The organism is Fusibacter paucivorans (genome assembly GCF_018390735.1).
Taxonomy (GTDB): Bacteria; Bacillota; Clostridia; order Peptostreptococcales; family Acidaminobacteraceae; genus Fusibacter; species Fusibacter paucivorans.
In genome coordinates, this window is record NZ_JAHBCL010000031.1 from 25,429 (window position 1) to 47,742 (window position 22,314).

Consider the following 22,314-nt stretch of genomic DNA (forward strand, 5'->3'; position numbering starts at 1 on the left):
CAGTTATACCTCCAAATAATAAGTATCAGGCTTTTCAGGGTCAAATGACTCATTAGCCCACATAATTGTTACCATATCTGAACTTCCAAGATTCTCTATGTTGTGTGTATAACCCGTTGGGATATCAACGACTTCCATCTTGTCACTATTTACGAAATACTCTAACACTTCATCTGATTCTATTTTTCTAAACCGGATAACACCCTTACCACTTACAACTAGAAACTTCTCATTCTTCGTGTGATGCCAGTGATTACCTTTTGTAATTCCAGGTTTTGATATATTTACTGAAACTTGGCCACGTTCAGGCGTCTTAATGAATTCAGTAAATGATCCTCTCTGATCAACATTCATCTTTAAGTCGTAACTAAACTTGTCTTCTGGCAAGTAGCTTAAATATGTACTGTAGAGTTTCTTTGTAAATGCATCTGCCATATTAGGAACTGATCTATCTTCTCTACTCTTTTTGAATGAATAAATTAAATTTACTATTTCACCAAGAGTAATAGTATGTACTACAGGTACTTCACAAAATAGGTCTACTTTTTTCTCATTTCCCTCTATTGCATCAATCAGTTCATTAACTACATCATCTATATAAACAAGGTTCATTATTACGCTTGAATCGTTCACTTTAATAGGTAAATCATTAGCAACATTATGACAGAAAGTAGCTACGGCACTGTTGTAATTTGGTCTACACCATTTACCAAACACATTGGAGAATCTATAAACGAGAACTTTTGCCCCTGTTTCTTCACCATATGAAAACAGAAGGTCTTCCCCTGCCTTCTTACTTTCACCATAAGGATTTTCTAATTTAGCTTGAGTGGAAGACGAAATCATCACTGGGCAGGTGTTATTATGTTTCTTGAGCGAATTTAATAGATCTGAGGTGAACCCAAAGTTACCCTCCATAAATTCAGATTGTTCTTTTGGTCGATTTACTCCTGCAAGATGAAATACAAAGTCAGCTTCTTTACAGAACTCATCAAGTAAAGAAGGATCTGTATCTCTGTCATATTCGAAAATATCATCGTACTTTCTATTTCTCAGTTCCGCTATTAAGTTTTTACCTATAAAGCCTTTTGCTCCAGTGACTAAAATCTTCATTATTTATCCCAACTTTCCAACTGTTTTTTTACATAATCAAGTTGAAGTAATTTTTCTTTAATCTGCTCAATATTAAGCCTTTCTGTATTATGAGAGTTGTACTCATCTTCGGATGAAAGCTTTTGATCCCCTTCAACAAAGTACTTATCGTAGTTTAAATCTCTCTTATCAGCAGGCACTCTATAGAATCCACCCATGTCTTTTGCTACAACATGTTCTTCTTTGGTTAGAAGTGTTTCATAGAGCTTTTCGCCGTGACGAGTACCAATAACTTTGATTTCATTATCAGCTTTAAAAAGTTCCTTGACTGCCTGAGCTAAATCCCCGATAGTCGATGCTGGTGACTTTTGAACCATAATGTCTCCTGCTTCAGCATTTTGGAAAGCGAATACCACAAGTTCAACAGCTTCTTCAAGGCTCATTAAGAATCTCGTCATATTGGGATCTGTAACTGTGAGGGGTTGTCCACTCTTAATCTGATCAACAAACAACGGAATTACTGAACCTCTCGAAGCCATTACATTTCCATATCTTGTACCACAAATAAGTGTTCTTTCAGGATCAACAGTCTTTGCTTTTGCTACGAAAACTTTCTCCATCATAGCTTTTGAAATCCCCATAGCGTTAATCGGATAAGCTGCCTTATCAGTTGAAAGGCAGATGACCTTTTTAACTCCCATCCCAATTGCACCTGTGAGTACATTATCTGTGCCTAGCACATTTGTCTTGACTGCTTCAAGTGGAAAGAATTCACATGATGGAACCTGTTTAAGAGCGGCTGCATGAAAGATGTAATCTACACCATGCATAGCATTCTTAACACTAGCAAGATCTCTGACATCTCCTATGTAAAACTTTAGCTTATCATTTTTATAGAATTTTCTCATATCATCTTGCTTCTTTTCATCTCGAGAAAAAATACGGACTTCCTTTATATCTGTATCAAGGAATCTTTTCATTACTGCATTTCCAAAAGATCCAGTTCCACCTGTAATTAACAAGGTTTTATGTTTAAACATTTAATTACCTCTTTCTTCTTTATTGAAGTGATTCGTTATTGTGTTATAAGCTTTTTCAGTTCGATAATTGTGTTCCAAATATTGTTTTCCATTCATCCCAATTCTACTTAGAGAATCTTTTTCCCTTATTATCATTTCAATTATCTCTTTATAGGATTCTGTCCCTTTACTCTCACACCACCAACCAAATTTACCGTCTAGTATCAGTTGACCAACATCAGTATTTGTATCTGTTGCAGCTAATACTGGAATCTCATGATTCATGTAATCCAACAATCTTGATGGGAAATTCGGTATTGTAAATCTATAATCAAGAAATATTAACCCTATATCACAGGCATCTAATAGATCATCATATTCAACTTTGTTCAAACTGTTTAATACAGTAATGTAATTCTCTGAAGTTTGCTTTTTATACTCTACTATTTTATGAAAATCCGTACCTGAACCTACCATCACAAAATGAATCAAATTATTTAATTCATTATCTTTTAGAACTTCTACAATATAATCAACATTCTGTGGTTTTCCGAAATTCCCGCCATAAACAAAGATTATTTTGTCTTTAGGTAAGTGAAAACGTGATCTTATTTGATTTCTATCTATATGTTTCTTTGCTAATGAATTGATTGTATTGGGGCAAATTTCAACATTATCTTTGTCTATATAAGGATTGTGCCTAAGAACAAATTCCACATTTGCTTCAGACATACAGCCTATATAATCACTCATTAAATATAGCTGTTTTTCTTTTCTTCTAAAATATTTATATATTAATGATTTCCATCCAGTATTGTTTAAGAGCTCAATATCAATGGCATTTTGAGGAAAAATGTCCTTTAACATTAAGTATGATGTTGCATTATCACGCTTTTTAAGAAATGATACTGTATTAGCTATCGTTATTGGTGGAGTTGAATAAAGTACTAAGTCAAACTTTGTATCTCCAAAGTATTTATTAATTGCATTTTTAAATTGCCAACCAATTAATATTGTCGAAATACCTTTCTCAACTAAGTTTGTCTTGGTGATATTACCAGTCTTAACTCTCAATACTTTTATTCCATGTTCTACATTCATTTCTGTATCTAATCCTAAACGGTTTTCTCTTTGACAGACCACATGCATCGAATGGCCTTCATCCCTAAATCTCCTTAGTAAATCAGGATAAACTGCGTTTTCACTTAAATCATTTAGCCCCCCTATTGAGAGAAATACAATATTCATAATTAAACCACCTTTTATCTTATTAATCTTCTACCAATATCACTCAAGCACGATATTTTGGAAAAAAATTAGTATCTTTGTTAAAATCCTGATTACAGCTGCGAATTTTAATTAACTCGCTATATTTCTCTTCATCAAAAATCCTCTTGCCTACATAAAATTTATGAATCCCATTTGGCGAAAAACTTTTTTTGTATCTAAATATTCCATCATCTTGACCATATCCACCACCAAGTATAAATCTCTTCAAGCCTTTATCTTTTGCCCATTTAATAATTTCAAACTTTAAGAAATCATTAGGTCTTAAACTGAAAAAATCACTATGTGTCCCTCCCAAAAACGAATAGCAATTTTCGCCTCCAAATATAACTAATTCAGTGGAAATTACTCTGTCCTCATGAATTACATGTACATAAACAAAATTGTTAATCATTTTATTTATTGTCTTGAAAAATGACTCAGGAAAGAAAAAGTTTGATTTTGCCTCATTTCTATCCATTGTTCCGTAATAGATATTCAAGAATTCTTCTATCCTTTTCCCAGATTCATCAATCTCTATTTTCAAACCCGCTTTATTTGCCTTTTTCAGATTTTTACGAACTTTATGTTCAAAGTCCATTAGCATATCATCAATATCTAAATCAAGTGATCTAACGACATTATTCGTGTGGCTTTCAACAGTTCCATTAAAGATGTCTCTATATTCGCCAAACAAATGAAACCTAACAAATTCAGAAATAAAACCATTATTTTTGCAATATTGCTCATATTCCTCATCTAATGTATTAAAATCTTCACCTTCTATCCAAAAACCTCCATAACCGTATGGGGTGGATAGATCAAACCATTCATTAGGCGGCAATTTCCCTTTAAAATTTTCACTAAGCGAAATGTCTCTTTTCATAACAACATTCATAGCTTTTGATGTATCATTCTCAAAGTAGATTAGTACCGGATAACCTTCTCCATTTTCAGCAAATGCCTTCGCATATTGACTCAAATAGTTCACATCATAGTTTTTAAAACTTTTAACGATATTATCCCATTTATCTTGTTCTTCAATAGTGATTGTAGAAATCATATAACGTCTATTTCCCCTTTCATACTGCACTATTACACTGTTTCTATACAATATTTTGCAAGTAGTTCTACCATGTTCTCGTACTCATTTGAATTTACATCCTGATGAACCGGTAAATTTAAAATATGTTTAGATAAACTCAAAGCATCGCTATGCTCTGAATTTCTAAGTGGTTCGATTAATGTGTGGTATAAACTTACAACACCATATCCAGATTGATTCATCATTTCATATATTTTATCTCTATTGCCAACTTGAATTCGTATTGGATATGTCTGTGGAATTATTCCATCATCCAACTTATCTTTTAAGGGTTCAAACAAAGAAATATACTTATCCGATCTAACTAATTTATCGATTTTCTCATAGTTGCTTTTTCTTATACATGCAATCTTCGAAATATCATACATCCATGGATTATGGTCTATTTCATTCACATTTTTTCCTTCAAATGAATACTTCTTCAAATTATCATTAATCACTTTTATGCTTCCCCCTTTACTAAATGGAAACATTTTATGTAAAGAGAAAAAAGTAGCATCTGCAGACGAATGCTTAGAGTATAAACTAGTGAAAAAACCATGAGCGTTATCTTCAATAATCCATCCATTTTTCTCTTTAATTCTCGAATATATTTCTTCAATATTAGGATCAATAAATCCAAAATAGTTCACAATCAATACTGCAAATTTATCATTATCTAGTCTATCTATTTTCTCGTAAAGACTATTTAGATCAATATTCAAGTTGTTATTCATTAGATAATATACAACAGATACATTATCGATTTTATTAATTGGATCAAATATTCCACTACCTTCTCTAGGAGACCACCCAACATAACCAGGTACAAAGACGGTTTTTATCAATCCATCATTTGTCATATTTAAAAGTAAATCATACATTCCTTCACGAGCACTATCATAATAGTAATCATAAAGTCTATAATTTCCTTTTTCGCTTGCTGATTTATTAATTATCATCTTTCTCACCTAAATTCTTTTCAAATTGCACCCTAGTTACACTAAATCCATGCTTGTTATAAAATTCAATAGTTCTTTCATTCTTACTAGTAGTTAAAAGTTCAATAATTTTAATTTCATTCTTTAACGCATATTGTTCAATGAAATCAATCATTCTGGAGCCTATTCCATAACCCCTAAATTTAGCATCTACAACAATATGACTAATATGAAGTCTTTCCTCTCCTAAAAATAATCTTCTATAAGCCCATAAAAAGCCTATTACTTTTCCTCTTGAGTAAGCTCCAACAACAAGTGCAGAACCATTATTGATATACTTTTTCATATCATTGAAGTTAGAAATCGCAAAATTCGAAAGGTCGTGATGATTAGGAAAATTGATTAAGTAATTATCGTTCAATAACTCAATAATCTCTTTGGAATTTTCATTAAGATCAACTTCACTTACAAATCCAATATTGACATCTTTTTTATGTTTTTCCATTTGGCATGTCCCCACTTCTTTCAACATCTAAATCTAACAGTACATGTTCATCTCCAACAAGAATATCTTTCTTTTGAAAGACTACTAGAACGGTTTTTACTATAATCTTGATGTCACTTAATAATGTCACATTTTTTACATATTCATTATCCGTCGCAAATCTATCATCCCATGTTAAGGAATTTCTTCCATTGACTTGAGCTAGACCAGTTATTCCTGGCCTGACATCACTTCTGAGTCTTTCGTGTTCATGATAATACGGCAAATATCTTATTAATAACGGTCTCGGTCCTACAATGCTCATATCGCCCTTTAGGATATTTAACAACTCAGGCAACTCATCTAGACTTGTAGATCTCAGCATCCTACCAAACTTAGTAAGCCTCACTGAGTCTGGAAGTAGCTCACCATTCTCGTCTTTCTCATCAGTCATTGTTCTGAACTTATACATAGTGAATATCTTCTCATTAAGCCCCGGTCTTTTCTGTTTAAAGAGCACCGGACTACCCAACTTAAATCTCACTAATACTCCAACGATTATAAGCACCGGACTTAAAACAATAATTGCCATCAGTGACAAAATGAAGTCCATTGGTCGTTTAAGAAATCTTCTATATATGCCTTTATTCACTTTAGCTTCTTCCTTCACATCACTCTGCATCTATCAGCACCTACTTCTTATTTAGACCATAGTCCCCTTATTATTGAACAAATTCTCTCAAGATCCTCATCTGTCATCTTCGTATCAGATGGTAAGCATACTCCATTCTCAAACAGCTTCTCACTAACATCTGAACCAACATAATCATACTCAGCAAAGAACGGCTGCATATGCATTGGCTTCCAGACAGGTCTTGACTCAATATTCTCTTTCTCCAATACTTCCATAACATCAAGAGGTCTTACTGGACTTGGACCATTCAATGTCATTACGCTTAACCAGTAATTAGGCTCATTCCAGTCATTAATCGGCATGAATTCAACACCCTCTAACTGACCAAGTTCTCTTTTATAAAATTCAAAGATGTATTTCTTCTTAGCGACTCTCTGATCTAATACTTTAAGTTGTCCTCGACCAATTCCAGCAACGACATTGCTCATACGATAATTAAATCCTAATTCGCTATGCTGATAGTGCCTTGCTGCATCTCTGGATTGAGTTGACCAGAATCTAACTTTCTTAATCTTCTCTTCATCATCAGAAACGAGCATCCCACCACCAGAAGTTGTAATGATCTTGTTTCCGTTAAACGAGAACACACCAAACTCACCAAATGTTCCCGTATGTTTTCCTTTATAATAAGTCCCTAAAGACTCTGCAGCATCCTCAATAACTGTTACATTGTATCTATTACAAATCTCCATAATCTTATCCATATCAGCCGAAAGGCCATATAAATGCACAACTAAAACAGCCTTCACCTTATCACCATACTTTTCGAAGGCTGCTCCTAATGCTTTAGGATCCATATTCCAGGTTTCATAATCACTGTCGATAAAAACAGGTGTAGCATTCTGGTAGATGATCGGATTGGCCGTAGCAGAAAAAGTAAGTGTTGGACAAAATACGATATCCCCCTCACCAACACCAGCTGCTTTAAGGGCTAGATGAATAGCGCCTGTACCGGATGTCATAGCGGCAGCATGTTTCGAACCAACTCTTTCAGCAAGCTCTTTTTCAAACTCATTAACATTAGGACCAAGTGGTGCTACCCAGTTTGTATCGAATGCTTCTTGTACATATTGCATTTCATAACCTTCATCACTCATGTGTGGTGAAGCGAGCCATATCTTCCTATTTTCAGCCATTTTACCGTCATCCTTCCTTATCTAAAGTCTATGTATTGTATAGAGGTGCCTTTATGTATATGAGCACCCTCTTGATTTCAAATTCATGTATTTTAGTCTGAACTATATTTTCCAATCAATAATTTGTGTGCTGTTGAAATGTACATTTTCGATTTTCCGTTGAAATCCTTGCTATTACTGCCTTACAGCCTATTTATCCTTTCACCATACTCACGTCGAAAAACCGGCTACCATTTGTTGGTAATTGTGCAAGATCTAGCAGAAGCATTTTCCCCTCTGCAAAATCTTGTGTTTAAGATTTTTTATTCATCCTTACCTCATACTTTCATCACAACCAAGGCACTTCCTCCCTAGGGGATTCTTCTTCATGTGAGTCTTCATCTTCATGATCAATACCATTTTCAACTAGAAATGCTGAATACATCCTTTTAACAGTTTTCCGATTAGCAACACAAACTCTTTCCTCTGCCACGCTTCTAATTCCCGCTAATCTTGGAACAGCTACTGCAGCAAGTATTCCTAGTATTGCTATCACAACAATCAATTCTACTAAAGTAAATCCACTAGATTTTTTATCCGTTGTTTTCATCTTGAAACTTGCATTAATCCTCTTTTGTGTTTTCCAAAAGCTTATCAAAATCGCTCCTGAACAATCGATCCTGAACAATTCGATATTTCTCAAATTCACTCTCTGCATGAGCTTTTGCAATTTCAGCGGTCACCTTTCCCGCATCCTGTAAAACATTACGGTCAGTAGCTTCTATAAAACGGTTAAGTCGTATTTCCCAGTCACTCATGGTCATGGGAATATGCCTGAGCGCCATGTCTTCAGCAATATCTAGATAAGCTGAAACAAGTCTCTGTAGTTGCGCCATCTCTGATTCATTTAGATAATTTTTAGCAACTGATACATCAAACTTCTGGATTTTCCCATTTGGCGCGTCTTTCCAACTCGTCAATCCCATATGTTTCTTTTCTGCATCTGCACGCTTATAGATGACTTCCGCAGCAGTATGTCCATGAATAGCCCAATGTAGTTTGTTCTGTACTGTTGAAAAGAATCGCCTTGTAGCTGTTGCATTCACATCATAATCAATGGCTGTGGCGTATATATCAGTAATCTTTTGATAGAATTTTCTTTCGCTCAATCGGATTTCACGAACACGCTCTAGCTGTTCTTCAAAGTATTGCTCTGTTAATATAGATCCTCCGCTTTTTAATCGTTCATCATCCATCGCAAACCCTTTAATGGTAAAATCTTTTACAATTTGATTTGCCCATTTTCGAAACTGCACAGCGCGTTCGTTATTTACTTTAAATCCAACAGAAATGATGACTTGTAAATTGTAATGTTGCACTTCTCGGTTTACCTGACGTGAACCTTCAGTTTGAACTATTCGGAATTTCCTAATAGTTGCTTCCTCTTGAAGTTCGTGATCAGAAAAGATTTTCTTGATATGTCCATTGATTGTTGGAATTTCTACATCGTATAAAGCCGCCAACATCTTTTGTGTCAGCCAAATATTCTCGTCTTCATACCTCATTTCAAAACTTTGAGAATCATCGCCTGTTGCTGCAATGTAGGTCAGATATTCTGCTGCACTCGAACGAATTGCAATATCTTTATTCTTTTTCACAAGATCACTCCCTTCATCATTTAGATCATACTATGTAAAGATATTTTGAACCAAGTGGTTTATCCACTCTACATTTTCCACTCATTCTTACATAATACTTCATCACAACCAAGGCACTTCCTCCCCCGGTTCTTCATCTTCCTCGCCTTGACTCCCACTACCATGAATTAAATATACGTCAAAAGATCAAGCGTTGCCACTCCCTTAGGTAATCTATTCACCACTTCAGCATCTGAATAAATAAAAATACAATATTCTGATCTTTCGTGAGAAAACGTTGCCAGGCTCTCTTGTGTGACCCTTTTAATATTTGTTTTTTCTTTATGAAGCTCTTCTATTGCAAGATTCGTAATCGCTAGCATTTCTTCATCATCAATAAAAAGATAGATTATCTCATACTGATCAAGAAGTTCTAAAAACAATATTTTTATTTTCTCTTTTGTCTCATAAATAGCCCTATAATGCACCTTTAAATACCGAACCGTCTTCTTTGCCTTCGCCATCATTCCTGCTGGCGTAAGCATATAAAGTACCTGCTTTGAAGACACTTGTTCAATCTTGATAAGCCCCTCCTTCGCCATCTTATTGATCAGAATGTTCACAGATCCCAGTGATACGCCTAGCTTGCTCGAAAGCTCCCGCTGCGTAATGTGTCCATTGTCCGCAATTTCCGTCATCACTGCATATTCATGATCATTTAGCATTACTTCTGGGTCTGCCAATGTGTTACTCCTTTTTTGGGGACACTTTTTATTACCATATCTGTTGACCTACTGTACTTATGTAAAACGATATTTTTATGATCGTTCATAGATTGAACATAAAAATCATACCACTTTGCCAGCACACGGTCAACGCGGTTATCGCATTTAATTTACATTTAACTTTCAAATTTTCCTTACATGCTTATTTCCTTGTGATGCCGCCTGAAAAAAGTTATAATATTAGAGAAATTCTAGTTAGGAGGGCCTATATGTCAGAACAATCCTATGATGAGATTTCATTAAAGGAATTGATTCAAATAATATTAAATCATCGGCGGCTGATTATCGCCTTTACGATTATTATGATCGTACTAGCCGGTCTTTTTTCAGTCTACCAGCAGCGTGAAGGCAAAAGCGCAGAAGTCATCGTTGCCTTTAAATTTGGCGGCATCAAATCTCATCAAAATCCTGATGGTACTGCTTTTGATCCTTACCAGATTGCCTCACCTTATATTCTCAGTGAAGTCGTGAGTGCACTTGATTTAGATGGTCAGGTATCCCCGAATAAAATTCGTTCCCTGATTGAAATGGAACCCATTATTCCCGACTCATTTGTTTCACAGCAGGAATTTGCCATGGAAAAAAACGGTGAAACCTTAACGTACTATCCGGATGAGTATATTTTAAAAGTGCACGCCAGCGAATCAAATGGTGTTGATGCAGACCTCGCACAGCGTATTGCCAACCAAATCGTCATCTCTTATCGGGATTATTTTAACGATACGTATATGGCGCAGCGCCCTGTTTCGAATAGGTTAATCGCTTTTGACAAAGATGAGTACGACTACTCAGATGTCTCCAGCGTCTTTCACAGCCAGCTCGATTCAATACGGTCTTTTGCCTCAGCGCATTCAAATTTAGATACCGATTTTCGTTCGAAGCGAACTGGCATGACTTTTGATGACATTTATCATACAGTTGCTATCTTAGATGAAGTGGAAATGAATCGACTTGATTCGATGATCAGTGCGTATAAGCTCACCAAAAATAGAGAGCGTCTGATCATTTATTATGATTATATGATTGAACAGCTGGAATACCAGAAATCGAAGTATTCTGCGCAGACGACGGTTACCACCGATATTCTCGCGAGCATTGAGGATTCTAGCAATGACATCATTACGGGACTTTCCGGCAATATGGAGCTCGATAACGGCGAGAGTTATTTTAACAGTCTCATTCTTCGAACCGCTTCGCTTGGTGCCAACAGCAGTACGTTGCAGCAGCAAATTGATTACTATAAATCCGAAGTGGAAGATTTGAGATCCGGTAATTACGTGGTTGATTTTGATGAAGCACTGGTCACTGCAAAAGTGCTGGATATGATTGATCATATTGAAGCGTCACTTTATGAATGGATTGACATCACCAATGAAACATCAGATGAATTTTATGATCAATATCTCAGCAGTGCTTTTTATGCACTCTCTCCTGCAGAAGTATACAGCAGTGTGCACATGTCGCTCAACTTAGCCATTGGTGCTGTTCTCGGTTTAATGCTCGGCGTTTTTGTCGCCTTCTTTAAAGCATACTGGCACAATGAACCCGGCAGAAAGGGGGGCTATTAATGACTGTTTACCGTAAGACCAATAACCGCCCGAAAAATTTTGTATTCCTCTCACTGATCATTGCAATGGTCATCACAGGGCTTCTTTATTTTTTAACCCCTGTAACGGTGTCTACGAGCATCAGTTTGCAGTTTGAAGGTATTGATAAAGGCAAGAATCCTGACAATACGCGTTTTGACTATACAAAGCTCGTCGCTGAAGATGTCCTCATGCAGCTTTTTGAAGATGCGGAACTGGTGTATGACGCTTCTTATCTCGCTCAATTTGAAGTAAAACCAGTACTGCCGGCACATATTGTTCAGACGATTAAAGACAAGCGCGTTGCCGGTGAAGACTATACGTATTTCCCAAATGAATTCGTCATTAAGGTAACGCCAAGCCGTACATTAGGGCTTACTGAATCCATGTGCGAAACCTTGATGGCACACTATGCCAGTACCTATGAAGCCTATTTTAATGACCATTATACATTTCCTTTTATGGATCTGGAAACACTCGTCAACAGTTTTAATTTTGACAGTTATGATTATCCTGAGTATCAGACGGTGTTCGAAAACGAATTCGCCATTATCAGCAGTTACTTAAACATTTTAGAACGTGATGATCCCGAATTTATCTCTTCAGAAGGCTACACATTCTCTGATTTACAGCAAGGGTTACAGCTTACGAAAAGCCTCGACATCAACAAGATGTCTTCTATTATCAATAGCTATAAGCTCTCCAAAGATGCCGAACAGCTTCGTATTAAATACCTTTATATGATTCGCCGCTACACACTTCAAAAGAGTAAGGCGCAGAGCGAATACCAAATGAGCCAAACGCTGCTCGACATCGTGAAGCAAAATAAATCAACGGTTATCGTGCCTGGTATGACAGGTGAAGCGCTTACTTACAGTGCTGTGAATGACACATATGACACCATTGCTTCACAAGTAACGGACGCACAAGTGACTTCTGTGAATATTGACGAGGAAATCAGTTATCTGAACCAAAAGCTTTATGAGCTCGACAATCCGACACATACAGCTGCTGAAATCACACATGCTAAAAATGATGTGAATCGCTTGGCACTAGCTCTGATGGATAAGGTCAAGGATTGGGTGAACCGCATTACATCGACTGCGACAGAGTATTTTGCCTACAAATATGAGAACGTTTTAACGCCGGTTTATCAGATGCGCATTAGTCGCGTTTTATCGCCGCTCAAAGCGGGTGTACTGTGTTTCGCCTTATGGTTGTTTTTAAGCTTCATGCTATCTCGGATTTCTTATCAGCGAAGTCGATTTGAAAAGACTAAGGCGAAATAAGCTTAGTCGCATCTTGATTTTTGCTTATGATGGATGGTTTATGGCGAAAATTGAACTTTAGATAAGAAAAGGTTGAGATCCGATCAGACGGTCTCAACCTTTTTTGGCTTTTGTTATGTCGTTTATCGTCGCAGTTTAATGTTAGCTTGATGTATGATGGTAAACGGCGGGGGCAGCTGTAGCGCACCGTGTTTATCATTCGTGTAATCTATAATATCATTTTAAATCACACGCACTCTTGCTATGAATGCAAAATTCGTGTAATCTATAATTAGATTTTAAATCACACGAAAAAATAGGAAAGGTGGCATACGATGTATATAAAGAGAGCACTAGAATCTGTCATAAAAGAAATGTCTAATACTTTTCCGGTTGTACTCGTGACAGGACCAAGACAAGTGGGGAAAACGACGCTTCTGGCGTCCATTGCAGAAGATAATCGTCAGTATGTAAGTCTGGATGATCCTATAGCAAGGCAATTAGCGAATACTGATCCGCTGCTATTCCTGCAAAGGTATGCGCCGCCTGTTACAATTGATGAAATTCAGTACGCGCCTGCTCTGCTCCCTTATATCAAGCTGCATGTTGACCGTACAAAAAACAATGGTGATTTTTGGCTCACGGGGTCTCAAATGTTTCAAATGATGAAGGGGGTTAGCGAAAGTTTAGCTGGAAGAGTTGGAATCGTGCCAATGCAAGGGCTCTCAATTTCTGAGATAAACGGTTGCCAAAACGAACCCTATACAACCGATCCAAAGCGGCTCATGGCAAGAATGTCACATGTAAAAAAAATGAATTTGCATGACATCTACACGCAAATATTTAAAGGCGCCATGCCCGCTGTTCATACATCGGCGCAAAGCATCGAAAGGTATTATGCCTCATATGTCGATACCTATCTTCATCGCGATATTCGCGATTTATCACAAGTTGCTGATGAAATGCAATTTCAGCGCTTTTTAACCGCATGTGCTGCGAGGACGAGCCAAATGGTAAATTATGCTGAGCTTGCGAAGGATGTAGGCATCACCTCTCCTACAGCAAAGAGGTGGCTTTCGCTTTTGGTTTCTTCAGGCATTGTCGTCCTCATTGAACCCTATTTTAACAATGCTCTCAAGCGCATCGTAAAAGCGCCAAATATGTATTTTATGGATACGGGTCTATGTGCCTATTTAACGCGGTGGACTTCAAGTGAAACGCTTGAAATTTCAGCCATGTCCGGTGCTTTTTTTGAAACCTTTGTCGTCTCTGAGATTATCAAGAGCTATTTAAACGCCGGTAAAAGGCCGCCCGTATTTTATTATAGAGATTTTGATCAAAAGGAAATTGATCTCATGATTGAAGCGGATGGCAAGCTCTATCCGATCGATATTAAAAAAAGCAGTCATCCAAAAAACAACGCCGGTAGGCATTTTTCACTTCTGGATAAGACAGGCACATCGCCTGGCATGGGAAGCATTATTTGCATGGCCGATGACTTAATCCCTGTTAATCAATCTGCCTGGGCAGTGCCTGTGTGGCTGATTTAGTCCTAAAAATCAGCCACACTTTCTCATATTTTATAGAACGCCAAACAAATTCATCTGTTGAATCTGATCTTCTTCCAATCGGTGAATGCTCATCGGATTGTGATCTGCCAGATAGGCATAGTTGATGCTGCTTTCTTTTGACATCACTTGAATTTTAGGGTCTGTTGAAGGCCTAAGCTTACAGCTGTAAACCACAGGAAAGTACTCACTGATAAAATTACCTTCGGCAAGCGCTGTTAATGCAATGAGCTGGAAACCCAACTGTTCGGCAATGCTAAAAACTGGTCTGAGGACATGTCCGCTCGACGCTTTACCAAATGGATTATCCAACACGACTGTCCGGCTCATCTGGCGACTGCCAAAGTGATGATGTCGCTTTTCAGCCAGATAATTGAGTAACCCAAGGAAGAGTGTCATGTTTTTACTCCATTTTTCGCCACCAGACCATTTATTGGTCATTTCCCAATCCGATGGTAAGCTACTGATTAAGCCATCATTTGTCACCTTGCGGCATTTAACTTTTATGGGTTCTCCTTGATACACTTTCTGGAGCAATCGGGATGTTTTCAGCCATGCTTTAACATCTATTCTCATTTTCTGCGCATCTTCATTCCCGGTATCGTCACGGTAGGCATTGCCCTGCAATTTATCCATCATCCATATCAAGTATTCTCGAATCGCCGTTCTGGCATTTTGTTCATCCCATACGGGTAATTTAATACTGTAGATTTCTTTGGTTTGTGCTTGAAATTTAATACGCGTTTTCCGCTGGATCATTGACAGCTCCGTTGCGACTGTATAAAGATAATTGTAGAGCAAGTCGATAAACTTCGTAATCTCACGATCATGTTCACGAAGATTGTTTTCTGTAATCTCAATGATTCGCATAACCTTCTGCTGCATTTCGACATCCCATTCTTTAATGCGTTCATAATCATCGCGATGGTTTAAAACAGACAGCGTTTGACTGCGAAGTTTGAGATCGTCAATATCAGATCGGCAAAAGGTTTCGAATTCACGTTTATAGTCATCTTTCCTCCCTGCTTCTCGATCGCGTTCCTGCTTTATTTGTTCTAATGCCTTGAGCATGCTCTCAGTGAAATCTTCGCGTTTATAAGGGTATTCCTGACACATGGCATCTGAAATTTCAATCGCTTTAATACATGGATTCAGATAATCATACTTGCCATTTTGCGTACTAAGCAGACGTTCAACAGCATTTAATGTATGGTCTAATTGCTGCCAAACAGTTGTTTTTGCCGCATGCTGCTGTCGAGCGTTCTTGAGCTCGAAACGCATTTTAACGATCTGCTTTTCGACTGCGTCATTGGCCATTTCAATTGGTTTTCGCGTGCCGTAAATTTCTAAATGATGATTTACGTTCGCTGTATAAGCCGCGTCTTTTGCCGACCAGCCTGTATTCAGACTTGCTTGTTCATCTTGCTGCTTTTTGCACAGCGCATCTACTTCTTTATGCCGGCGCTTTATCATTGCGAGTTCTGTATCAATATCCATTGGCCGTAAATGCGCCTTCGGCAGTTCCTCGAGCTGCATTTCCATTTCGGCTAACAGTCCCTGCCATTTTTGAAGTTCGTTCTCAGAGCGCTCTTTTTGTTGTTGTAATGATCTGTAGTTCTGATCCTGATCTGCCAGCATATCGGATAAATGATGGTATCGGCTTTCTAGTACTTCTAAAGATTCTGACGTCTGCTCCGGCAGATCGGTACTGACCCTCCGGTATAAATCCTGCTTCAATAGCATCTGGCGTGTATTTGATGCCTGCTGTACGGCTGTCTGCATCGTCTGGATAGTCGTTTCAATTGCAGTGATATTTTCTTTATGCTGCTGAATAATTCTCGCCTGCTTTTCAACCGCTTCATTGAGTGTAAACTGTTGCTTTTGCAGGTCTTCAATTTCGGCTTCTGTTCGAATAGCATCTTCTGTTACCTGATACCATTGATTGAGCTGATGAATACTATCGACAAGACTGTTTAACTTTTGTCGGTTGCTTTTCAGCTTCTCCGCTGTGAGTGACTGATCGCGTTCCGCGTATTTTATTTTTTCAGATAATTCGGTAATGTGCTGCGCTGCTCGATTTAGTTGTTCGCGATTCTGCACGACTGTTTCAACCGGATAATTTTGAAGGTGTTCAGTCAGTTGGGATTTCATAAGCTTATAGGAATCGATGAGGGCACGATTCGCCTGTGCTTCTTCTCTGAATTCGGCTAACATCGACGCCAAATTTTCCCGCCACGTTTTAAATACATCTGTATCAATATAAGCCTGCCACGCATCGGGAATAATCGATACTGCCTCTTGGGGGCGAATAGGCGTCTCTAGCATATTTCGAACATCTTGGTCAGATATGACAAACAAAATATGCTTTAGCGCTTGGCGATGATGCTCAAGACGTTCTGCCACTGCTTTTTTGTACTTTTCAAGTACCACGACACTTACACTCCAATAGGGGTAGGCGTCTATGAGGTCGTCAATTTTTTGATTGTCCAAAATGTGTTCTTTTAAATAGGTCGTTCCCGGCACAACCAGTTGGTATTGCTGTTCCCATTGCTGCATTTTTTGTATCCAGACAGGGTCTGCCATATATACCTCGGCATCGTGATGTTGCTGGGATTCATACTGATGCTGTGCAATGTCATATTGCAGTATTTCATCACGTTTCTCTTTAAATGCCACGGTGCTGTTCAATCCTTCAAATAAAACCTGCTGCTGCGTATCAATTTTTTTCTGTGTCGTGCGCTGACCCGTCAGTTCGGTATAACGTGCTTTTAAAATACTTTCAGCTTCTTCATAGTTTTTAAAATAATTCTTTAAGACGGCTGCCGTCTCACTTTCCCGCTGCCGTTCCTCGCGATCTGTTTTTATTGTCGTTTCAATTTCTGATAGGCGCACTTGCTCGTTATCAATTTCTTTTAAAATAGCGAGCTTTTCTTCTTCTTGCTGTCTTAAATCCTTTTTGAGCTGTATACGGTAGTCTTTTAGCACTCCATCTTGATCCAGTGTGAAAAGCTTTTGACGTTTTTTCATCAGTTGTGCTTCTTTTTCGCCAATGACGCCGCTATTATGGCTCACTTGCGCACTGCTTGCCCGATGTACTTTCTCTGCTTCTTCTTGCAAGTGGACTGTATTTATTTTTTGCTGCATCTTCTCTTCAAGCGCTTCAGATTTTAGTTTAATGTCACTTTCCAATTGGGAGAGCTGCATTTTAAAACGAAAATTAAGCTGTCTTTTGCAAGACGCTAGTGCCTCTTTCACTTTTTCAAAAGCGGTATCTGTTTTTAACGCTTCTAACCGTCGATTAATCCCATTTAAATTTTCAGTTTCGCGTTCAGTCCTTGAAAGATATTGAAAATACTCCAGTTCACTTAGTTCCCTGTTCATTACATTTAACGCTTCCAGCGTCTCTTCATACCGATTTACAGCTTTTGTTTTAGCTATCGTCAGGTCCTGAAGCAATGCTGCTTCACGTGCCAATGTCAACGAACTGTCTAGGTTATCAACATCTTTTTGTCGCGCTTCAAGCGCCTGCGCCTCAGCTTCGATCGCTTGTCCATGTGCTTCATGGTCTTTTATTTCATTTAGCACATGGTGATAAAGTCCTTTTATGACGCCTTGTTCACGTGTATAAGCTTTTTCTTTCTCGTGATATGCGCGAAATACGGACACATAAGCTTCAATATGCTTAAGAATAGACTGGTTTTGATGGATCGTTTTCTGCAACTCTTTAAAGTCTTTAAGGTGTCCACGATGTTTTTCAAAAGATTCGACAAACAGGTTTTCACCGTACTGCTCCAGTGCATCTTCAATTGTTGGAATCAGCAAATTGTTAACCAGCTGCGATGTCGTTGTGCATTGATCAAAAAAGCCTTCGACACCACCTTCCAATTTGTTGATTTTAGAAATATTTAACCATTCACGGTTTGAAATGCCGTAAGTCTTTTCGAGCACTTCGTGGTATTGATAATTTCGATCAAAAAGTTGTGCCGTCATTTTCTCATTTTTCATGCGCAAAAAATACTCGCGTATTTCTTCTTGCGAAGAGGGGCGCATATGACCAGATTCCATTTGAATGGTAAAGGGCAAGTGTTCGATATCATGGGCATCCTGAGCACCGTATTCATAGATGTATTTATAGCTTTCAAGCTGGTTATTCTTGATGAAAAGTGCTACGGCGGTTAATAGATATTGCCTAGGATGTTCGTTTAGAATCCATTCAATCGCAATATAAGCAGGATTTGCGTCTAGCATGAGTGTTTCGCGAATTTTGCGATCCGCATGTGCGTGACCTGGGAGTATCGCCTGTAAAATCATTTGTACCAGGACGGTTTTCCCGCCGCCATTCTCTAGAAGAATCGCAGTGTTATTGCCATCCATAACAAAAACTTCATCGTTGTAACGTTTATTACCCTCTTCATAAATAATATTTGTGAGCCTGATTTTAGAGATTGACGCCATGATACACCTCGTTTACTTCGCTTTTCTCATCACCATAAATGATTTCTAAGATGCCTCTGTTGTATTCGGAATCCATATAATAACGGGTAACAATATCCATAGATTTATCTGAAATCCCAATTTCCTGATTGCCATAGTGTATAATTAAGTGCTGATCGTCCATAAATTTAATGACACCATTTAAGAAGCTCAATCGGCTTAGTGTTCTCAAATCTTGATTTTTTACTTTTTCATTTGTGTCATCCAGTGTTTGCCATTTGTCAATAATGGCTTTCCAGTTATATTGCATATCCTTTTGAATGTAGGTTACGTAAGCTTCATCAAGCGAGGCCAATGTTTCAATCGCTTCACTGATTGCTTCAAGCCAGATATCATAGGTTACAAAATCACGTATGGGATCCGTCGTCTGGTAGCTGTCATAAAAGAGACCATAAAAGATAATCATGCTGAAATACAACAGATAGATATCACTGTTTTGCGCTTTTGATGGTAAATAATCACGCTTTAACGCATCATTGGCAATATGAAATGGCGAGGCCATGCTAAGCGGCAATAGCAGCAGGTATTCACTCGTCACAAGAACAGCTGCATTCATTTCAGATGCAAAGGTATCGACGAGTCCACGTATGTGGTCATCATAGATGTAGGCTTCGCTTTCTGCGATTAGTAGCTCCCCGCGGACGCTTAGTTCTGCATAAATTCGAAATGCCTGTTGAATTTGCTGTAGGTTATAGTTCATATTTCACCTCTAATTGAATGGTCATGTCCTTTATGGCAAAGCGAGCATTCGGCGTTATGATTTCTGATTTCTCTTTGACTTGCAAAGCACTAAAACGCGTTTTGCATACATCTACAACGACTTGGATTAGGTCTTTGTGCGATTCTCCTGTAATGCTTTCAAAACGTATTGGCGATAGCTGATGCAATACCATCCAATAATCATAAAAAGTTCGCGTCTCCAGCCATGCATGTTGATCTGTTTCTCTGATCAGCGCGATATAATCAGATAAATCAATGGTTGTCTCATGGCCTAAAGATGTGATTAAGTGTTCTGTAATGATTTGAAAAATTTTTGCGCGCTGGCTATTTTCAATCGTTTCATTCTGCGTAATTTCAAAAAAATAAGCGGGATTTGTCTGCCCCTCTCGATTGACAATCCTCTGTGTAAAGAAAACAGCTGTCGGCGACCACACTTCTGCTTTTTCTAATCTTAAAAATGGTGCCATGAGCTGTTTAGTCACTTCAACGGGAAATGGCCTTGACAACATGCTGCCAACGATTTCTTTGTTAAAATTAAATGTTTGAAGACCCACATGATACAAAGCTTCTCGCGCTGCAATCAAGACACTGCGTTTAAGTTCAATACTTTCGTTGAACAGCCGATGGTGCAGACGATGTACTTTATTAAGTGCCTTTTCAACACGCAAGGCGCTATTATAGATATCAAAGTCCTTATCTTCTTTTAATGTCCCCGCCAGCGTCACCAATGTATCTTTGACAAATTGCGCCAGCAAATTGAATTCTTCATTTTCTCTTTCCAGTCGGTGATGAATATCTTCTATCAATCGCTTATAGCGTTTTGATACTTCTTCAGAAGTGATGTTTCGAATCACTTCGCGTTTAAGCCTTCCAATATGATCCTGCAAAGTGTTAACGTTCATTTGCATCTCTTCAATTTGCCTTAGGGCACCGTTGTATTCACCCTTTTCAAGTTGCTTTCGAAGCAGCATCTGACTGATCGAAATCTGATATTCACTAAAGTATTCTTTAGTGGAAAAAACAAGCTCCAAACCGTCTTCATCCAATTCATAATATTGTCTATTCGTCTGCAAATCAGATTTTGATGCTTTAAGAATAGAATAATAGATGGTTTCAGTTACACCTGTTTCATAATTATGAAATACTTTTGCAAGCCGTTTGCCACTGGATGGCCGAAAGGCTTGAATAACATCATTGGCAATGCGCAGTGCCAGTTTATCGTCCATTGTGTATTGGTTTTGCGTCACATGCATGACAAAACGCGCTAGCTCTTCAATGCCGGTTTCTTGAATTCTTGTAAGTTTGCATTCAAAAAAGAATAAAAGGGTCACTAGGCCCATGTCGTACATGTTAATCCGTTCACCTGAAAGATCTTTTAGCTGTTTGCGTTCCAGCTGTATAAGCGGCTCATGGAGCGCCATTCGTTTCACGCGTTCTTGGTACTGGCTAAAAATCATCGCATAATCAAAGTTCATGACACTGCTCCCACAATCGCTTTAGTTCTTCTTTCTTTAGTGATTCTTGAGGATAGTAAGCACCCTCTGCTAATAATGTTTTGATTTTTTCTTGACTTTCATCATCAAAGTGGCTTAAAAAGTGATCAAGTGCATACGCATCCGGTAATTGATTCGTTTTACCTGAGCTTCTGCTCTTTTTCAGCATTGCTTTGTAAAAGGGAATCGCCAAGATCATGGCTTGCTTCGCGTTTAAGGCTTCATAGATTTTAATGCCTTCATGGTCTAAATCGCCAAAATAATAGTATTTGTTCGGCACATTCTGAAACGGAAACTGCTTTGTAAACAAGTCAATTCCAGCGAGGATACGCCATCCTGCACCGAATATAAGCGTTGAAAAATTTGAGGTTTCAAGCTCTGTCAGAAGCCTCAAATAAATCGCTTTGTTTTCAACGATTAAATGTTGATGACACCTTTTTTCATAAAACTTAGATTGCAATGCAAACATCACCGGTTCATCTGATATGATATTCTCCCGTAAGCTTTTTAAACCAAGTCGATTAAGCACTTTTACGCCATCACCTTCGATAAGCCATTTTTCATCTCCTACGAGATCATAAGCTCTTTCTTGAATCGTCGCCGATGAAACAGCAAGGCCATTTTCATTTAAGTAGGCATTGATTTTTTCAATATGTATAAGATCCCTCTTGAAAACCTTTTTCGGCAGTTCATAATAAGCATCTAGCAGTATGTGCTTATTAAGCTTCAAGGCATAGCTTTGCAGATCTTTATAGTCTTCTTTCTTTAAAAAGGACTTATCAATGGTATAAGCGTTATAGACTACCGGATTTTCTAATCTTAAGCCACTGTTTAGCGTTGGTAAAAGATAGCCTTCGGATGCAATTATTGACACAACTTCATAAACACTTTCCATCGGTGTATCCGGCGGTACAAAATCACAAATTTCAAGAAACGTGATGCGCTTTTTGTTGTACTGTTTTAACTGTCTTAAAATACGATGCTTCATTTTCATCACCTTTTTTGATATATGTGGCATTTTCGCTTAGTCGTTTTGTAGCCTAAAAATTTCATTTTGATATTAGCCTT

The 22,314-nt window shown here is 38.0% G+C and carries 18 protein-coding genes; 3 read left to right on the forward strand and 15 right to left on the reverse strand.

Features of this window, described 5'->3' with window-relative positions:
• Window positions 1–3: 3 nt before the first annotated feature.
• The 11 genes from KHM83_RS15560 to KHM83_RS15610 form a co-directional block, all read right to left on the reverse strand.
• Complete coding sequence (locus tag KHM83_RS15560) at window positions 4–1,113, reverse strand: capsular polysaccharide biosynthesis protein CapF (protein WP_213237964.1); 1,110 nt, start codon at window positions 1,111–1,113, stop codon at window positions 4–6.
• Entirely contained in the window at window positions 1,113–2,132 is a 1,020-nt protein-coding gene (locus KHM83_RS15565) for a polysaccharide biosynthesis protein (RefSeq protein ID WP_213237965.1), read from the reverse strand. The genes KHM83_RS15560 and KHM83_RS15565 overlap by 1 nt, the downstream gene beginning before the upstream one ends.
• Window positions 2,133–3,359, reverse strand: a complete 1,227-nt coding sequence (locus KHM83_RS15570; protein ID WP_213237966.1) for a glycosyltransferase family 4 protein — start codon at window positions 3,357–3,359, stop codon at window positions 2,133–2,135.
• Window positions 3,360–3,402: 43 nt separating this feature from the next.
• Entirely contained in the window at window positions 3,403–4,440 is a 1,038-nt protein-coding gene (locus KHM83_RS15575) for a GNAT family N-acetyltransferase (protein ID WP_213237967.1), read from the reverse strand.
• A gap of 32 nt (window positions 4,441–4,472) precedes the next feature.
• Window positions 4,473–5,423 (reverse strand): PLP-dependent aminotransferase family protein, encoded by a 951-nt coding sequence (locus KHM83_RS15580; protein WP_213237968.1) that lies wholly within the window; start codon window positions 5,421–5,423, stop codon window positions 4,473–4,475.
• Window positions 5,413–5,907, reverse strand: coding sequence for a GNAT family N-acetyltransferase (locus tag KHM83_RS15585; RefSeq protein WP_213237969.1), 495 nt, complete (start codon window positions 5,905–5,907; stop codon window positions 5,413–5,415). Before KHM83_RS15585 ends, KHM83_RS15580 begins: the two co-directional genes overlap by 11 nt.
• Window positions 5,894–6,568, reverse strand: coding sequence for a sugar transferase (locus KHM83_RS15590; protein WP_281415065.1), 675 nt, complete (start codon window positions 6,566–6,568; stop codon window positions 5,894–5,896). The genes KHM83_RS15585 and KHM83_RS15590 overlap by 14 nt, the downstream gene beginning before the upstream one ends.
• A gap of 17 nt (window positions 6,569–6,585) precedes the next feature.
• The gene (locus KHM83_RS15595) at window positions 6,586–7,716 is read right to left on the reverse strand and encodes a DegT/DnrJ/EryC1/StrS family aminotransferase (protein ID WP_213237970.1); all 1,131 of its coding nucleotides are present in this window, start codon (window positions 7,714–7,716) and stop codon (window positions 6,586–6,588) included.
• Between the two features lie 328 nt (window positions 7,717–8,044).
• On the reverse strand, window positions 8,045–8,305 hold the full coding sequence (locus tag KHM83_RS15600) for a type II secretion system protein (protein ID WP_213237971.1): 261 nt from the start codon (window positions 8,303–8,305) through the stop codon (window positions 8,045–8,047).
• Window positions 8,306–8,318: 13 nt separating this feature from the next.
• The gene (locus KHM83_RS15605) at window positions 8,319–9,353 is read right to left on the reverse strand and encodes a virulence RhuM family protein (protein WP_213237972.1); all 1,035 of its coding nucleotides are present in this window, start codon (window positions 9,351–9,353) and stop codon (window positions 8,319–8,321) included.
• A gap of 167 nt (window positions 9,354–9,520) precedes the next feature.
• The gene (locus tag KHM83_RS15610) at window positions 9,521–10,075 is read right to left on the reverse strand and encodes a winged helix-turn-helix transcriptional regulator (RefSeq protein WP_213237973.1); all 555 of its coding nucleotides are present in this window, start codon (window positions 10,073–10,075) and stop codon (window positions 9,521–9,523) included.
• A gap of 251 nt (window positions 10,076–10,326) precedes the next feature.
• Here KHM83_RS15610 and KHM83_RS15615 point away from each other — a divergent pair, with 251 nt between their 5' ends.
• The 3 genes from KHM83_RS15615 to KHM83_RS15625 all read left to right on the forward strand — a co-directional run bounded on the left by KHM83_RS15615 (window position 10,327) and on the right by KHM83_RS15625 (window position 14,521).
• The gene (locus KHM83_RS15615) at window positions 10,327–11,685 is read left to right on the forward strand and encodes a GumC domain-containing protein (RefSeq protein WP_213237974.1); all 1,359 of its coding nucleotides are present in this window, start codon (window positions 10,327–10,329) and stop codon (window positions 11,683–11,685) included.
• The gene (locus tag KHM83_RS15620) at window positions 11,685–12,992 is read left to right on the forward strand and encodes a hypothetical protein (protein ID WP_213237975.1); all 1,308 of its coding nucleotides are present in this window, start codon (window positions 11,685–11,687) and stop codon (window positions 12,990–12,992) included. Before KHM83_RS15615 ends, KHM83_RS15620 begins: the two co-directional genes overlap by 1 nt.
• A gap of 314 nt (window positions 12,993–13,306) precedes the next feature.
• Entirely contained in the window at window positions 13,307–14,521 is a 1,215-nt protein-coding gene (locus tag KHM83_RS15625) for an ATP-binding protein (RefSeq protein WP_213237976.1), read from the forward strand.
• Between the two features lie 30 nt (window positions 14,522–14,551).
• Here KHM83_RS15625 and KHM83_RS15630 read toward each other — a convergent pair whose 3' ends face one another.
• Genes KHM83_RS15630 through KHM83_RS15645 form a run of 4 tightly spaced genes read right to left on the reverse strand, consistent with a single transcriptional unit; the run spans window position 14,552 to window position 22,234 of the window.
• Window positions 14,552–18,994, reverse strand: coding sequence for a hypothetical protein (locus KHM83_RS15630; RefSeq protein ID WP_213237977.1), 4,443 nt, complete (start codon window positions 18,992–18,994; stop codon window positions 14,552–14,554).
• Complete coding sequence (locus KHM83_RS15635) at window positions 18,978–19,733, reverse strand: DUF6063 family protein (protein WP_213237978.1); 756 nt, start codon at window positions 19,731–19,733, stop codon at window positions 18,978–18,980. Before KHM83_RS15635 ends, KHM83_RS15630 begins: the two co-directional genes overlap by 17 nt.
• Complete coding sequence (locus KHM83_RS15640; RefSeq protein WP_213237979.1) at window positions 19,723–21,228, reverse strand: replicative DNA helicase; 1,506 nt, start codon at window positions 21,226–21,228, stop codon at window positions 19,723–19,725. Before KHM83_RS15640 ends, KHM83_RS15635 begins: the two co-directional genes overlap by 11 nt.
• Window positions 21,218–22,234 carry a Wadjet anti-phage system protein JetD domain-containing protein gene (locus KHM83_RS15645; RefSeq protein WP_213237980.1) on the reverse strand — a complete coding sequence of 339 codons (1,017 nt, stop codon included), beginning with the start codon at window positions 22,232–22,234 and terminating at the stop codon, window positions 21,218–21,220. Before KHM83_RS15645 ends, KHM83_RS15640 begins: the two co-directional genes overlap by 11 nt.
• Between the last annotated feature and the right edge of the window lie 80 nt (window positions 22,235–22,314).

Coding starts and splice junctions, on each gene's coding strand:
- KHM83_RS15560 (WP_213237964.1), bottom strand. CDS start 1,113: ATGAAGATTTTAGTCACTGGAGCAAAAGGCTTTATAGGTAAAAACTTA.
- KHM83_RS15565 (WP_213237965.1), bottom strand. CDS start 2,132: ATGTTTAAACATAAAACCTTGTTAATTACAGGTGGAACTGGATCTTTT.
- KHM83_RS15570 (WP_213237966.1), bottom strand. CDS start 3,359: ATGAATATTGTATTTCTCTCAATAGGGGGGCTAAATGATTTAAGTGAA.
- KHM83_RS15575 (WP_213237967.1), bottom strand. CDS start 4,440: ATGATTTCTACAATCACTATTGAAGAACAAGATAAATGGGATAATATC.
- KHM83_RS15580 (WP_213237968.1), bottom strand. CDS start 5,423: ATGATAATTAATAAATCAGCAAGCGAAAAAGGAAATTATAGACTTTAT.
- KHM83_RS15585 (WP_213237969.1), bottom strand. CDS start 5,907: ATGGAAAAACATAAAAAAGATGTCAATATTGGATTTGTAAGTGAAGTT.
- KHM83_RS15590 (WP_281415065.1), bottom strand. CDS start 6,568: ATGCAGAGTGATGTGAAGGAAGAAGCTAAAGTGAATAAAGGCATATAT.
- KHM83_RS15595 (WP_213237970.1), bottom strand. CDS start 7,716: ATGGCTGAAAATAGGAAGATATGGCTCGCTTCACCACACATGAGTGAT.
- KHM83_RS15600 (WP_213237971.1), bottom strand. CDS start 8,305: ATGAAAACAACGGATAAAAAATCTAGTGGATTTACTTTAGTAGAATTG.
- KHM83_RS15615 (WP_213237974.1), top strand. CDS start 10,327: ATGTCAGAACAATCCTATGATGAGATTTCATTAAAGGAATTGATTCAA.
- KHM83_RS15620 (WP_213237975.1), top strand. CDS start 11,685: ATGACTGTTTACCGTAAGACCAATAACCGCCCGAAAAATTTTGTATTC.
- KHM83_RS15625 (WP_213237976.1), top strand. CDS start 13,307: ATGTATATAAAGAGAGCACTAGAATCTGTCATAAAAGAAATGTCTAAT.
- KHM83_RS15630 (WP_213237977.1), bottom strand. CDS start 18,994: ATGGCGTCAATCTCTAAAATCAGGCTCACAAATATTATTTATGAAGAG.
- KHM83_RS15635 (WP_213237978.1), bottom strand. CDS start 19,733: ATGAACTATAACCTACAGCAAATTCAACAGGCATTTCGAATTTATGCA.
- KHM83_RS15640 (WP_213237979.1), bottom strand. CDS start 21,228: ATGAACTTTGATTATGCGATGATTTTTAGCCAGTACCAAGAACGCGTG.
- KHM83_RS15645 (WP_213237980.1), bottom strand. CDS start 22,234: ATGAAGCATCGTATTTTAAGACAGTTAAAACAGTACAACAAAAAGCGC.